The sequence below is a fragment of the Kushneria sp. AK178 genome, assembly GCF_053903105.1.
The window spans coordinates 2249954-2262888 of sequence record NZ_CP096381.1 but is presented as its reverse complement, the minus strand read 5'-3'; the positions used below and the strand labels follow the sequence as shown (position 1 = coordinate 2262888).

Below are 12935 nucleotides of genomic sequence, written 5' to 3'. Positions count from 1 at the left end.
ATGAAGTGCGTCAGCTGGTGCTGGCGCTGGCATCGCATACCGGCTGGACGCTGGCGGACATCAGCGCCATGCGGACCAGCCGGTTTTTATGGTGGGTAAAAGGGCTGCCAAAACGGCAGTCGTAGGGCGGATGCATGGCGAATCAGCGGCTTAATGCGGTCATCAACATCGGCGGCTCGGTCTCGAAGGCGTTTAACTCGTCGATCGGGACCACGCAGCAGCGCCTCGAGGGCGTCGGCGATGCCATCAAGGGCGTAGAGCGTCAGCAAAAGCGCATTGACCGCTTTGATATTCAGGGACTGCGCGACACCCGCGACCGCCTCAAGCAGGCGCGTGGCGAAGTGTCGCGTCTGGGCGATCAGCTGGCGGACTCCCGGCGCTCTACCCGCCAGGCCGAGCAGGCCTATAACGGGGCCACGGATCGTGTGGAGCAGCTGGCGGATGAGATGCGCCGCGCTGATGAACCCAGCGAGGTGCTGCGCCATGACTTTGAGCAGGCTCGTGCAGAAGCCAAGCGGCTGGGCAAGGAGTTTCAGAACGCCCAGCGCGATACGAAGTCGCTGGCGGAAGAGCACAAACAGGCCGAGCATCACGTCGACACGCTCAACACTCAGTTCTCGGACGAGCGCCGGCGTCTGCATGAGGTGCGCGAAGAACTACGCGAGGCCGGTGTCGATACCCGTAATCTGGGCGATGAAAGCGAGCGTCTGGCGCGGCGCATGGAGCGTCTACAGCGCCGCCAGAGTGCCTGGAAAGACGTGGGGCAGCGCACCGGTCGCGTTGGCGCTTCCTTTCAGCGCATGAATCAGGAGGTTGGAGCCTTCGGCCGAAACGCCAGCATTGCCGGCGCGGCGGTATCGGCGGCAATGGGGACGGTGGTGCACTCCTACGCGCGGAGTACCGAAGAGATCGATCAGTGGGCGTCGCGCCTCGGGATGTCGACGTCCGAGCTGTCGCAGTGGACAGGCGCTGGTCGTCAGTTCGGCGTGCAGCAGGAGGCCATGGTCGACGCCTTCAAGGAACTGTCGATGCGCTCCGATGAGTTCATCCAGACCGGCAAGGGGCCGGCGGCCGACGCGTTCAAGCGGCTGGGGTTGACCGGCGATCAGCTGAGCAAGGTCAGCGACGATGCCGGTGCCATGATGGGCATGGTGCTGGAACGGATCAGGCAGATTGATGACGCCTCGGCGCGGCAACGCATCTCCGATGAGCTCCTCGGCGGCCAAGGCGGTGAGCAGCTTGTCGAAATGATCTCCCAAAGTGCAAAAGAGCTTCTCAACCTGCGCCGGGAGTACGATGAGTTTGGTGCCACGGTCAATGGGCTCGATGGCGATCAGGCTCGCGACTACATGCATGCCTGGCGCAATGCGCAGAATGCGCTGGTCGGCGTCCGTAATACCTTCGCGCGCCAGCTCTTGCCGCTGGTCACCAGCGGGTTCACGGTATTCAGCGGGTACGTCAAGGAGAATCAGGAGCAGATCGGCGAATGGGCGGCCGCGTTTGCCGACGGCATCGAGAATGCGTTGCCCACCATCATCGAAATAGGAAAGGGGTTCTGGCGCTCGAGCCAGATGGTCGGTGCGCTGGTCAGTCAGACCGCGGATCTGGTGGGTGGTTTCGACAACCTCGCTACGATCGTCGGTGTGGCACTGGCGGGCAAGGCCATCGCCTCGGTGTTCTCGTTCGGCACCGCGGTTTTCGGGCTGGGCAAAGCACTGCTGTCCGTGTCTGGTGTGCTGCCCGCTCTATCTGCCGGATTCAAAACGCTGGGGCTGGCGATCGCTACGACGCCTGTTGGTTGGATCGTTACGGGAATTGCGGCCATTGCAACCGGCGCTTATCTGATCTATCGCAATTGGGGCAGCATCGGCCCGTGGGTTGCGGATTTGTGGGACGGCATTAAGGCAAAGGTCGGCGCGGCATGGGACTGGTTCAAGGAGACCTTCTCATGGCATCCGCTGGCAATGATTGCCAACAACTGGGGCGGTCTCTCCGACTGGTTCGGCAATCTGTTGAGCGGCGTCAAGAGTGTGGCCTCTACGGCATGGGAAGGACTGAAAACCATTCTTGCGTGGTCGCCGGTGGGCTTGGTAGCCCAAGCCTGGGGTGGCGTCAGCGGCTGGTTTGCCGGTCTATGGGACGGTGTCATGGACAGCGCCCAGCAGGCCATTAACTGGATCGCCGGAAAACTCGAGTGGGTGGGCAACGCCTTCTCGAAAGCCAAAAGCTGGCTGGGATTTGGCGATGACGATAGTGCTCGGCAGGAAGGTGTCGGCCAGACTCAAAGATCTGCTGGCGGCGGCCCGGCGCGCCCCGACCTTGCCGACATCCAGCCCCGCCAATCAAGCAGCGATCGCCAGTCATCTGCGCAGCAGCCGCCAACGCAAAACATCACGAACAACGTCTCTCTGACCGTCGCCGCGCGCGAGGGTGAGGGTGATACGTCATACGCTCGGCGCATCACAGAGATGGTGCTCGATGAGCTCAACGAACGACAGCGCGGGGCGCTCTACGATGGCTGACGTCATGCTCAAGCTCGGCCGCTACGCCTTCTGCGTCGACACCGCCGCCTATCAGCAGCTGCACCGCGCCACTCGCTGGACGTGGGCCAGTCAGTCTCGAGTCGGTGCGCGCGAGGCGCTGCAATACACCGGCAAGGCCGGCGAGGTCATCACCCTGGACGGCATCATCTACCCGGAGTATCGGGGCGGCGCCGGGCAGCTGGACCGGATGCGTGCAGAGGCCGACAAGGCCCGTCCGCTATTGATGGTCGATGGCAACGGTTACATCCATGGCCGGTGGGTGGTCGAGTCGATCGAGGAGACCGGCGAAATTCACGCCCGCGGCGGCACCCCGCGCCGTCAGCGCTTTGTTATCCAGATCAGGTATCGCGACGATGGCGCAGGAGTACAGAACGAAGAGGAGTGACACCCTCGACTGGATCTGCTGGCGGTATTACGGCCGGCAGGACAATCGAATCGTCGAGCTGGTGCTGGATGCCAACCCCGGGCTGGCTGAAAACGGACCAAGCCTGCCCGCCGGCTGGGTAGTGACACTGCCCGACATCAATGTGGCATCGCTTCGAAAACAGTCGGTGAGGCTCTGGTGATGAACGTACAGCCCAGCTATCGCGTAGTGGCCAATAGCAACGACGTGACCGCGGCTATCGCTGATCGGCTGGTATCGCTGCGCATTGTCGATCAATCGGGCGTCGAGTCCGACCGGCTGGACCTCACGCTGGCCGACCACGATCCGGCTGCCCCTATCGCGTTCCCCACAACAGGCGCCGAGCTGGAAGTGTGGCTGGGTTACGACGGCGCCGTTGATCGCATGGGACTTTACGTTGTCGATGAGGTCGAGCTCCGCTGGCCGCCCAATCAAGTAATGGTGAAGGCCCGGGCAGCTCCCCAGGCGACCAGCCAGGCCGAGCCCGGGGAGGGCGGCAATACATCCTCGTCTGCCGGTGCTGGCGGTTCGAAACGGCAGCCACTGCAGGGGCAGAAAGAGCGCAGCTGGGAAAGCGGCACCACCATCGGTGAGATGGTGTCGGTTATTGCCGGCGAGCACGGTCTGGAGCCCGCCGTCAGTGATGCCCTAGTCAATCGGGCGCTGCCGCAGATCGATCAGGACAACGAATCGGATATGCAGATGCTGACGCGCATCGCCCTGCAAAATGAAGCCGTCTGCAAGCCGGGGGGTGGTAAGCTGGTATTCGTCGAACGTGGTCGCTCACGCGCGCCTCGATCATCCGGTGCATCCAGCCAGCAACCTGAGAGTGGCGACAGTACGCCTGCAGCCTCTCCCAGCCTGCCAACAGTGGCCCTAACGCCAGACATGGTAACCGGCGGGCGCATGACGCTATCCGAGCGCCGGAAACCGGGCAGCGTGGTCGCTCGCTGGCGCGATATGCTGGAGGCCATCACGCGCGAAGTAACCGCCGGCGCGGGCGGCCCTATCGAGCGACTCTCCGAGATATTCCCCGATGCCCCCACTGCCACGGCCGCTGCTCGCTCGGCCCTGGGGCAGGGCCAGCGCAGCGGGCAGACGCTCAGTCTCACGCTACCGGGTAACACGCGGCTGATGGCCGAGGGGCGAGTGTCTCTGTCGGGATTTCGCACTGGCGCCGATGGTGAATGGCTGTTGACGAAGGTAGAGCACCGTATCGACAGCTCCGGTTATACGTGCAGGATCAGTAGCGAGCAGCCTGATGGTGTCGAGGGTGGTGACTGAATTTGCCCCATTGCCCGTCACTGCTTCTGCCATAAGATAGCCTACCCCAGCATGGCGGAGCCATATCCTAATTGTCTGGCGCGTCTGCTATCATCAGGACCGCTCAATTTTCTGGTGTACCTGGTTGCATTTACCGATCTGGGTAAAATTCTGGGTAAAAGCCGCGACCGCTTGATAGCGAGGCCAGCAACCACGGGGTTTATAAGCCATGAACGTATTGATGATCGACAACTACGACAGCTTCACCTTCAACATCGTCCAGTATCTGGGCGAGCTGGGGGCCGAGGTTGAAACGATCCGCAACGACACGCTGACGATCGAGGAGATCGAGCAGCGTGACTTCACGCACCTGATGATTTCGCCGGGGCCCTGCAGCCCCAGCGAGGCCGGCATTTCGCTGGATCTGATCCGCCACTTCGCCGGCCGGGTCCCCATTTTCGGTATCTGCCTGGGATTTCAGGCCATCGGTCAGGCCTATGGTGGCGAAGTGATCCGGGCCCCCATGGTGATGCACGGCAAGACCTCGCTGATCGATCACGACGGTCGGGGCGCGTTCGAAGGGCTTGAAAACCCGCTGGAGGTCACGCGCTATCACTCGCTGATTCTTGAGCGCGAGACGCTGCCCGAGTGCTTCGAGATTACATCAGCTACCGTCAGCGATGACGTGACGCCCGGTATCGTGATGGGCATTCGCCACCGGACGCTGGACATGGAAGGCGTGCTCTTCCATCCGGAATCGATCCTGTCGCGTCAGGGCCATGAGCTGCTGGCCAACTTCCTCAAGCGTCAGCCGCAGGACGCCCCGCGTGGTGCGGCAGTCGAGGCCTGAGCGCCGGGCACGTCCGGCCCTGATGCGATAACAATCCCTTTCGGGTGGCGCCTGCTGCCTGTGGCATGGAGAGAGAGTCATGGAGCTCAAGGAAGCCATTTCGCGCGTGACACGCCGTGAGGATCTCGGGCTGGACGAGATGCGAACGGTCATGTCGACCATCATGCGCGGCGAAGCCGACCCGGTGCAGATGGGCGGCTTTCTGGTCGGCCTGGCGATGAAGGGCGAGGCCGTTGACGAGATTACGGCTGCCGTCATGGTCATGCGCGAGCTGATGTATCCGGTGCACGTCGATGCCGACCACGTGGTGGATATCGTCGGCACCGGCGGTGATGGGGCGGGGCTTTTCAACGTCTCGACCGCGGCGAGCTTTGCTGCGGCCGCCTGCGGCGCCCGCGTGGCCAAGCACGGTGGCCGCGGGGTGTCCAGCAGCTCCGGCAGTGCCGACCTGCTCGCGCGTGCCGGCGTGTCGCTGGAACTCTCCTCGGAACAGATCGCCCGCTGCATCGAGGAGGTCGGGGTCGGCTTCATGTTCGCCCCCAATCATCACACCGCCATGCGCCACGCCGTGGCCGTTCGCCGGGCGCTGGGCGTGCGCACCATGTTCAACATCCTTGGGCCCCTGACCAACCCCACCGGCGCCACGCGCCAGGTCATCGGGGTCTACAGCGCCGATCTGCTGGTGCCCATGGCGACGGTACTGCGGCGTCTGGGCAGCCAGCATGTGCTGGTCGTGCACGCCGAGGATGGCCTCGATGAATTCTCCATTGCCGCGGCCACCCGGGTGGCCGAGCTGCATCAGGGCGAAATTCACGAATATGTGATGACCCCCGAGGATGTCGGCCTTGCGCGTCAGCCGCTGGAAACGATTCGCGCCGACAGCACCGAAGAGAGCCTGGTGCTGGTCAAGTCGGCGCTGCGCGGGGAGGGGGCTGCCGCCGATATGGTGGCCTACAATGCCGGCGCCGCCCTTTATGTATCCGATGTGGCCGGCTCCATCCGGGAGGGCGTACAGACCGTACGCAATGCGCTCGAAACGGGGCAGGGGCTGGCCAAGCTGGACGCACTGGCAGAATTTTCTGCCCGACTGGCCGAGGCCGGCGACTGACTCACCATCATAGCGCCGGGGCGTGACGCGCGCCCCGGCGATTGCCAGGGAACACCGCATGAGTACGCTGCCTACCATTCTGACCCGTATCATTGCCCGCAAGCATGAAGAGATTGCCGAGCGTTCGGCCAGCATCAGTGAAAACACGCTGCGTGCTCGCGCCGAGCAGGCGCCGCCCACTCGCGGATTTGCCGCGGCACTCAATCAGCGTCTGACCAACGGCGACCCGGCCGTGATTGCCGAGATCAAAAAGGCCTCGCCCTCGAAAGGCATCATTCGGGCCGACTTTGACCCGGTCGCCATCGCCCAGCGTTACGAGGCCGGCGGTGCCGCCTGTCTGTCGGTGCTCACCGATGCCGACTATTTCCAGGGCAGCGAGCGCTTTCTGATCGCCGCGCGCGGCGCCTGTCAGCTGCCGGTGCTGCGCAAGGACTTCATCGTGGCGCCCTATCAGGTCTATGAGGCGCGCACCATGGGCGCCGATGCGATTCTGCTCATCGTGGCCGCCCTCGATGACCAGCAGATGAGAACGCTCAATACGCTGGCCATCGAGCTGGGCATGGACGTGCTGGTCGAGGTCCATAACATGGAAGAGCTCGAACGGGCGCTGACGCTGGATCTGGCGCTGGTGGGCATCAACAACCGCGATCTGCATACCTTCGAGACCCGGCTGGAGACCACGTTTGAACTGCTGGAAAAGGTGCCCGAGGGCGTGCGGGTGGTGACCGAGTCGGGCATTGCCACCCGTGAGGACGTGGCGCGCATGCGCCGGGGCAACGTCAATGCCTTTCTGGTGGGCGAGCATTTCATGCGGGAAGCGGATCCGGGCGATGCCCTGCGCCAGCTCTTTTTCACCTGAGCCGCCCCCTGCAGGCACGATCAACACTGCCAGCCACGCGCTGGCAGTGTTCGTTTCGGGGCCCTGGCACCTCTCGAACGGCAGACGCTTTAGCGCCTTCAGCGCGGCTTGCGGCTGCCATCCCCTCGCGACCGGCGCTGATAGCGCGCATCAAAGCGCCCCGGGTCATCGGTAAAGACGCCGCTGACGCCGTGGTCCCACCAGGAGGCAAAGCGCTCGGGGTCGTTGACCGTATAGCAGAGCAGGGCCAGCCCGGCGCTCTGGACTTCGATGAGCCGCTCCTGGTCAAGCCGTGTCCAGTCGGCGTGCACGCTGATCGGGCGGAACCGCTCGGCATCGCTGGCCCAGCGTCGCGGTATCGCCTCGTATAAAAGCCCCAGCGCCAGCGCGTCGTCCCGGGCCCGGGCGCTTTCCAGCGCGCTCATGTCAAAGCTCGATATCAGCAGACGATCAGCCGGCAGCACCTGGCAGGCGCGATGGGCCGCCACGTCGGCCAGCGCGACCGGGTCATGACCGGAGTTGATCTTGAGTTCGAGATTCAGCCCCAGATCCAGCGCGCTCACCAGTGAGAGCGCCTCATCCAGCAGCGCCATGCGCTCGCCGCGAAATTCGGCAGAGAACCAGCTGCCCACATCCAGCCGGCGAATATCCTCGCGGGTCATGTCGATCAGCGCCCCCTGCCCGTCGCTGCAGCGATCCACCGTGGCGTCGTGCCAGATGACCGGCGTGCCGTCGCCCAGGCACTGAACGTCGAGCTCGATCCATTCGCAGCCGGCGTCGCCGGCGGCCTGAATGGCGGCCAGGGTGTTTTCCGGGGCGTGGTGCGAGAGGCCGCGGTGAGCAATATAGCGGGGTAGCTGCATGTGTCATGGCTCCATGGAACAGGTCGTGCCGGCCAGTCTGGGCCGGGTGGCCAGTCGTTGTCCATATTGATCAAACAGATGGAACGGCCCCTGCAGGTTCAGGCCGGTCATCTGCCCGGCGGTGGGCAGATCCACCCCGGCGTGGCGCACCACCAGTGGCGCCTCGCCATCAGTGGGGCGCACATGTACCAGACTCTCGGAACCCAGCGGCTCCACCAGCTCGATGCGGGCCTCGATATGGCCGGCGCCCGGGGCGGTCAGCGCCATGTGCTCGGGCCGGATGCCCACGCTCAGCTCGCCGGTAAGGGGGGCATCGGTCTCGACCGGCACGCGGGGCAGCCAGCCGGGCAGATCCCCGGCAGTGCAGGTCAGAAAATTCATGGCCGGCGAGCCGATAAACCCGGCGACAAAGCGGGTGGCGGGCTTGCGAAACAGTGTCATGGGCGTGCCGATCTGCTCGATGCGCCCGGCATTCATCACCACCAGCCGGTCGGCCATGGTCATGGCCTCGGTCTGATCATGGGTGACATACAGGGACGTGATGCCCAGACGTTGCTGCAGGGCGCGAATTTCCCGACGCATCTGTACCCGCAGGCTCGCGTCCAGGTTGGACAGTGGCTCATCAAACAGAAAGACACGCGGTTGTCGGATCACGGCACGCCCCATCGCCACGCGCTGGCGCTGCCCGCCCGAGAGCTGGCGCGGCCTGCGATTGAGCAGCGAGGCGATGTCGAGAAGCCGGGCGGTCTCTTCGACGCGCCGGGCGATCTCGGCTCTGGGGGTGCCGCGATTCTTGAGGCTGTAGGCCAGGTTGTCGAATACGCTCATGTGGGGATAGAGCGCGTAGTTCTGAAAGACCATGGCAATATCGCGCTCGGCCGGCTCCTGGTCGTTGACGCACTCGCCATCAATGAACAGCGCACCGCCGCTGATCGTCTCCAGCCCGGCCACCATGCGCAAAAGCGTTGACTTGCCGCAGCCCGACGGCCCCACGACCACGATCATCTCGCCGTCCTCGATGCTCAGTTCAATGTCGTGGAGCACGTCACTGCTGCCGGCGTAGCGCTTTCGCAGGCACTCGAGTGTCAGTGTTGCCATGTTATTTCTCCGTATCCACCAGGCCCTTGATGAACCAGCGCTGCATGATCAGGATCACGACCACCGGTGGCAGCAGGGCGAACACTGTCATGGCGGTGGCCAGATGCCAGGGGGGCGTGCCGTCGGTGGCGATCGTCAGTCGCCTGAGGCTTGTGACCAGGGTGGCGTTGTCGGCACTGGTAAGGGCTACCAGCGGCCACAGATACTGGTTCCAGCCGTAAATGAACATGATGACAAACAGCGCCGCGATGTTGGTTTTCGACAGCGGCAACACGATGTCGATGAAAAAGCGCCACGGCCCGGCACCGTCCATGCGGGCGGCCTCCATCAGCTCGGGCGGCAGGGTCAGAAAGAACTGACGAAACAGAAAGGTTGCCGTGGCGCTGGCCATCAGCGGCAGGACCAGCCCCGGGTAGCTGTCGAGCAGACCAAGCTCGGCGACCACACCGTAGGTCGGCACGATGCGCACCTCGATGGGCAGCATGAGCGTCACAAAGATCAGCCAGAAGCAGCAGCGGCGCAACGGAAAACGGAAAAAGACCAGCGCGTAGGCGGCCAGCATGGCGATGGTCAGCTTGCCGACGGCAATGCCCAGCGCCATCGCGAGCGAATTGAGCATCAATCGCCAGGCGGGCACGCCGATGCCGCGGACCGGTTCGGTCAGAAGCGTTACGTAGTGATCCAGCCCGCTGGCCCCGAACGACAGCGGTAGCGTGCCGGAGAAGAGTGTGCCGGGCGTCTGGGTCGAAGCCAGCACGGCCAGAATGACGGGCAGCATGAAGATCAGTGCCCCGGCGATCAGGATGGTATGGGCTGCGACATCGAGGCCCGGGCGTTGATAGCGCATGGCAGGGTGTCCTGACAGGGTTGGGTGCGGTGAATGGGGCGTCAGTGGTACTGCACGCGGCGTTCGACATAGCGAAACTGCATCAGGGTCAAAAGACCCACCATCACCATCAAAAGCACCGACTGCGCCGCCGAACCGCCCAGATCCAGCCCCACGATGCCGTCCTGATAGAGCTTGTAGACCAGCGTGCGGGTGGCACCGCCGGGGCCGCCGCTGGTGGTGGTGTCGATGGTGCCGAAGGTGTCGAAAAAGGCGTAGATGGTGTTCATGACCAGCAAAAAGAAGCTGATCGGCGACAGCAGGGGAAAGGTGACCGTCCAGAAGCGCCGCCAGGGGCCGGCACCGTCGATGGCGGCCGCTTCCAGAATGCTGGTGGGGACGGCCTGAAGCCCGGCCAGAAAGAACACGAAGTTGTAGCTCATCTGCTGCCAGATGGCGGCCGCGATCACCAGCGCCATGGCCTGGCCGCCGTTGAGGCGGAAATTCCAGTCAATGCCCAGCGTTGTCAGCGCCCGGGTCAGTACGCCCAGCGTGGGGTCCAGCATGAACATCCACAGCACGCCGGCCGCGGCCGGTGCCACGGCATAGGGCCAGATCAGAAGCGTTCGGTAGGCGCCGCTGCCGCGCAGCACCCGATCCGCCATGGTGGCCAGCAACAGCGCCAGGGCCATGGCGCCCAGCGCGACACTGACGCTGAAAATGGCCGTGTTGACCAGCGCCTCATGATAGCTCCGTGAGGCCAGTATCCGCGTGAAGTTGGCAAGGCCGGCAAAGCGCTCGCCCAGCCCGAAGGCGTCCTGCACATACAGCGACTGACGCAGGGCAGTGACGGCCGGCCAGAAAAAGAATATCAGCACGATGACAAGCTGAGGCGCCATGAGCATCCATGGCGTGAGGCGATGACGTTGAAACGTGGACATGGTGTGACAGGCGTTCCCGAAAGGTGCAGTGACGGCTCAGGGGCGGTCCCGACGGCGGTGCCGCCGGGGCAGGGGTCAGCGCACGCTGCGTTCGAACTGCTCGAGAAGCTCATTGCCCCGTTCGGCGGCGTCATCGAGCGCCTGCCGGGCGCTCTTGTCACCGTTGAGAGCCCGCTCGAGCTCCTCCTGGATGACATCGCGAATCTGGGGCATGTTGCCCAGTCGCAGTCCGCGGGAGCTGTCACTCGGCTCACCGCCTGTCATCTGCTCGAGCGCGATGTCGGTGCCGGGATTGTCAGCATAGAAATTCTGCTCGCGGGTCAGCTCGTAGGCCTGGCGGGTAATGGGCAGATAGCCCGTGAACTGGTGCCAGTCGGCCTGCACTTCCGGCGAGGCGAGATAGTTGAAAAATCGCGCAACGCCCTGATAGACCGCCTCATCCTGGCCCTGCAGAACCCACAGCGAGGCGCCGCCGATGATCGAATTTTTCGGCTGATCGATGACCTCGGGGTCCCACGGCAGGGGCGCGACGCCGAAGTCGAAGCTTTCGGTGTTGTCACGCACGCTGGCATAGCTGGCCGAAGAGGCCATCATCATGGCGCAGCTGCCGGAGAAAAAGCGTGGCGAAGCCTGGTCCTCACGACCGCCGTAGCGGAACACGCCACTTTGCTGCCAGTCGACCAGATCCTGCACGTGCTCGATTACCGCATCGCTGTCGTTGAAGATGAGTCGCGCCGATGGCCCGCCAAAGCCGTTCTGCTCGCTGGCAAAGGCAATATCGTGACGCGCGGTGAAGTTTTCGAGCTGAATCCAGCTCGGCCAGGTGGTGGTAAAGCCGCAGTCGGCCGCGCCGCTGTCGACGATCTGCCGGCCCGCCTCGGCGAGCCCTTCCCAGGTGGTCGGGGGCGCGTCGGGATCGAGCCCGGCCTGCTCGAACAGATCGCGGTTGTAATAGACCACCGGCGTCGAGGAGTTGAAGGGCAGCGACAGCATGTCGCCATCGGCGGTGCTGTAATAGCCGGTGATGGCAGACAGGTAGGCCGCCGGGTCGAAGGGCAGGTCGGTGTCGGCCATGAGCTGGTAGACCGGATAGATGGCGCCGCGGGCATTCATCATGGTGGCCGTGCCGACTTCATAGATCTGGGTGATGGCGGGGGCATTGCCGGCGCGGAAGGCGGCAATGGTCGAGGTCATGTTCTCGCCGTAGGTGCCCTTGTAGACCGGGTTGACGACGTAGTCGGACTGCGACTGATTGAACCCCTCGGCAATCTCTTCGACCTTCTCGCCCAGACTGCCCTCCATGGCATGCCACCAGACCACCTCGGTCGCCGCTGCTGCCGGTGTGGCGCCCAGCGCCAGCGTGGACAGTGCTGCCAACCTGACCACCCCCCTGAAACCCTTGACCATGTCGTGCTCCGCGTTGTTGTCGTGAAAGTGTCTGCTGCGCCGATATGCTGGTAGGCCCGCATGGCAATCATGTGGCGCGTCCATGTCAGTCGTGTGACAGGCGGGCGATGGAAGCAGCCGGGGGTAGCTGACTCGCCAGAGGGAAAAGGCCCGTGGCATCATGCGTCTTTTGAACGGCGGGCAGACGCAACCTTGAAGATTTCATATATCACCGACGTGCAGGACCGGGATGCCTGTCTGGCCATGCTCTGTGCCAGCGTGTTCGGACGGGAGGCGGGGTTGACCCCCCTTGTCGAGTTCGCCGGCGCCAGCCGGCTGCTGGAGCAGGAGTCGGCGCGCATCGTGGCGCTTTATGATGACAGCGCGAGGCTCTGTTCGGCGGCCCTGCTGACGCTGGAGGTGGAAGGGCGCGGGGTCGAGCTCAGGCTTCTGGCCACGCCGGAGAACAAGCGCGGCCGCGGCTACGGTCGGCGGCTGGTGACCCGGCTTGGCGAGTCGACCGCGATGCGCGTCAGCACGCCGGACCCGCGACTGGAGGCCTTTTTTACCACCTTCGGGTTCGAGCACTGGTATCGCCACGCCGACAGCGATCTGCGTACCGGCTTTAACGCCCGCGCCGGCGTTGAGTCGCTCGAGCAGGCCCCGGAGGTGGTGACCTTTCAAAAGGATGCCGTCCTGCGCGCCTTCAAGCGCGACCCGGCGCTCTTTGAGCGCTACAAGACCCGCTTTGCCGAAGGGCTCGATCATTTCAGCACGCTGACCTGATCGGTGGCA

Annotated in this window: 13 protein-coding genes; 8 read left to right on the top strand and 5 right to left on the bottom strand. The window is 64.0% G+C overall.

Annotated features, from left to right (window positions below; translation table 11 throughout):
• Window positions 1-134: 134 nt before the first annotated feature.
• The 7 genes from M1D97_RS10280 to trpC all read left to right on the top strand — a co-directional run bounded on the left by M1D97_RS10280 (window position 135) and on the right by trpC (window position 7026).
• Window positions 135-2522 carry a hypothetical protein gene (locus M1D97_RS10280; RefSeq protein WP_456267642.1) on the top strand — a complete coding sequence of 796 codons (2388 nt, stop codon included), beginning with the start codon at window positions 135-137 and terminating at the stop codon, window positions 2520-2522.
• The gene (locus M1D97_RS10275) at window positions 2515-2928 is read left to right on the top strand and encodes a phage tail protein (protein WP_456267641.1); all 414 of its coding nucleotides are present in this window, start codon (window positions 2515-2517) and stop codon (window positions 2926-2928) included. Before M1D97_RS10280 ends, M1D97_RS10275 begins: the two co-directional genes overlap by 8 nt.
• Window positions 2897-3109 (top strand): tail protein X, encoded by a 213-nt coding sequence (locus tag M1D97_RS10270; protein ID WP_456267640.1) that lies wholly within the window; start codon window positions 2897-2899, stop codon window positions 3107-3109. The genes M1D97_RS10275 and M1D97_RS10270 overlap by 32 nt, the downstream gene beginning before the upstream one ends.
• Complete coding sequence (locus tag M1D97_RS10265; RefSeq protein WP_456267639.1) at window positions 3109-4230, top strand: phage late control D family protein; 1122 nt, start codon at window positions 3109-3111, stop codon at window positions 4228-4230. The genes M1D97_RS10270 and M1D97_RS10265 overlap by 1 nt, the downstream gene beginning before the upstream one ends.
• Before the next feature lie 208 nt (window positions 4231-4438).
• Window positions 4439-5059, top strand: coding sequence for an anthranilate synthase component II (locus M1D97_RS10260; protein ID WP_456267638.1), 621 nt, complete (start codon window positions 4439-4441; stop codon window positions 5057-5059).
• A 79-nt stretch (window positions 5060-5138) separates the two neighbouring features.
• The gene (gene trpD / locus M1D97_RS10255) at window positions 5139-6167 is read left to right on the top strand and encodes an anthranilate phosphoribosyltransferase (RefSeq protein WP_456267637.1); all 1029 of its coding nucleotides are present in this window, start codon (window positions 5139-5141) and stop codon (window positions 6165-6167) included.
• Between the two features lie 58 nt (window positions 6168-6225).
• Window positions 6226-7026: an indole-3-glycerol phosphate synthase TrpC gene (trpC, locus tag M1D97_RS10250; protein WP_456267636.1), complete on the top strand. Its 801-nt coding sequence runs from the start codon at window positions 6226-6228 to the stop codon at window positions 7024-7026.
• Window positions 7027-7124: 98 nt separating this feature from the next.
• On the opposite strand, the gene M1D97_RS10245 is transcribed toward trpC, so the two are convergent.
• From M1D97_RS10245 to ugpB, 5 genes are all read right to left on the bottom strand, one after another.
• On the bottom strand, window positions 7125-7889 hold the full coding sequence (locus M1D97_RS10245) for a glycerophosphodiester phosphodiesterase family protein (protein ID WP_456267635.1): 765 nt from the start codon (window positions 7887-7889) through the stop codon (window positions 7125-7127).
• A gap of 3 nt (window positions 7890-7892) precedes the next feature.
• Entirely contained in the window at window positions 7893-8987 is a 1095-nt protein-coding gene (locus M1D97_RS10240) for an ABC transporter ATP-binding protein (protein WP_456267634.1), read from the bottom strand.
• Between the two features lies 1 nt (window position 8988).
• The gene (ugpE, locus tag M1D97_RS10235) at window positions 8989-9834 is read right to left on the bottom strand and encodes a sn-glycerol-3-phosphate ABC transporter permease UgpE (protein WP_456267633.1); all 846 of its coding nucleotides are present in this window, start codon (window positions 9832-9834) and stop codon (window positions 8989-8991) included.
• Between the two features lie 41 nt (window positions 9835-9875).
• Window positions 9876-10754: a sn-glycerol-3-phosphate ABC transporter permease UgpA gene (gene ugpA / locus M1D97_RS10230; RefSeq protein WP_456267632.1), complete on the bottom strand. Its 879-nt coding sequence runs from the start codon at window positions 10752-10754 to the stop codon at window positions 9876-9878.
• Between the two features lie 75 nt (window positions 10755-10829).
• Complete coding sequence (ugpB, locus tag M1D97_RS10225; protein WP_456267631.1) at window positions 10830-12161, bottom strand: sn-glycerol-3-phosphate ABC transporter substrate-binding protein UgpB; 1332 nt, start codon at window positions 12159-12161, stop codon at window positions 10830-10832.
• A gap of 192 nt (window positions 12162-12353) precedes the next feature.
• Between ugpB and M1D97_RS10220 the strand changes: the two genes are divergently transcribed.
• Entirely contained in the window at window positions 12354-12926 is a 573-nt protein-coding gene (locus M1D97_RS10220) for a hypothetical protein (protein WP_456267630.1), read from the top strand.
• The last annotated feature ends 9 nt before the right edge of the window (window positions 12927-12935 follow it).

Coding starts and splice junctions, on each gene's coding strand:
- M1D97_RS10245 (WP_456267635.1), bottom strand. CDS start 7,889: ATGCAGCTACCCCGCTATATTGCTCACCGCGGCCTCTCGCACCACGCC.
- ugpA (WP_456267632.1), bottom strand. CDS start 10,754: ATGTCCACGTTTCAACGTCATCGCCTCACGCCATGGATGCTCATGGCG.
- ugpE (WP_456267633.1), bottom strand. CDS start 9,834: ATGCGCTATCAACGCCCGGGCCTCGATGTCGCAGCCCATACCATCCTG.
- M1D97_RS10270 (WP_456267640.1), top strand. CDS start 2,897: ATGGCGCAGGAGTACAGAACGAAGAGGAGTGACACCCTCGACTGGATC.
- M1D97_RS10240 (WP_456267634.1), bottom strand. CDS start 8,987: ATGGCAACACTGACACTCGAGTGCCTGCGAAAGCGCTACGCCGGCAGC.
- M1D97_RS10265 (WP_456267639.1), top strand. CDS start 3,109: ATGAACGTACAGCCCAGCTATCGCGTAGTGGCCAATAGCAACGACGTG.
- trpD (WP_456267637.1), top strand. CDS start 5,139: ATGGAGCTCAAGGAAGCCATTTCGCGCGTGACACGCCGTGAGGATCTC.
- trpC (WP_456267636.1), top strand. CDS start 6,226: ATGAGTACGCTGCCTACCATTCTGACCCGTATCATTGCCCGCAAGCAT.
- ugpB (WP_456267631.1), bottom strand. CDS start 12,161: ATGGTCAAGGGTTTCAGGGGGGTGGTCAGGTTGGCAGCACTGTCCACG.
- M1D97_RS10280 (WP_456267642.1), top strand. CDS start 135: ATGGCGAATCAGCGGCTTAATGCGGTCATCAACATCGGCGGCTCGGTC.
- M1D97_RS10260 (WP_456267638.1), top strand. CDS start 4,439: ATGAACGTATTGATGATCGACAACTACGACAGCTTCACCTTCAACATC.
- M1D97_RS10275 (WP_456267641.1), top strand. CDS start 2,515: ATGGCTGACGTCATGCTCAAGCTCGGCCGCTACGCCTTCTGCGTCGAC.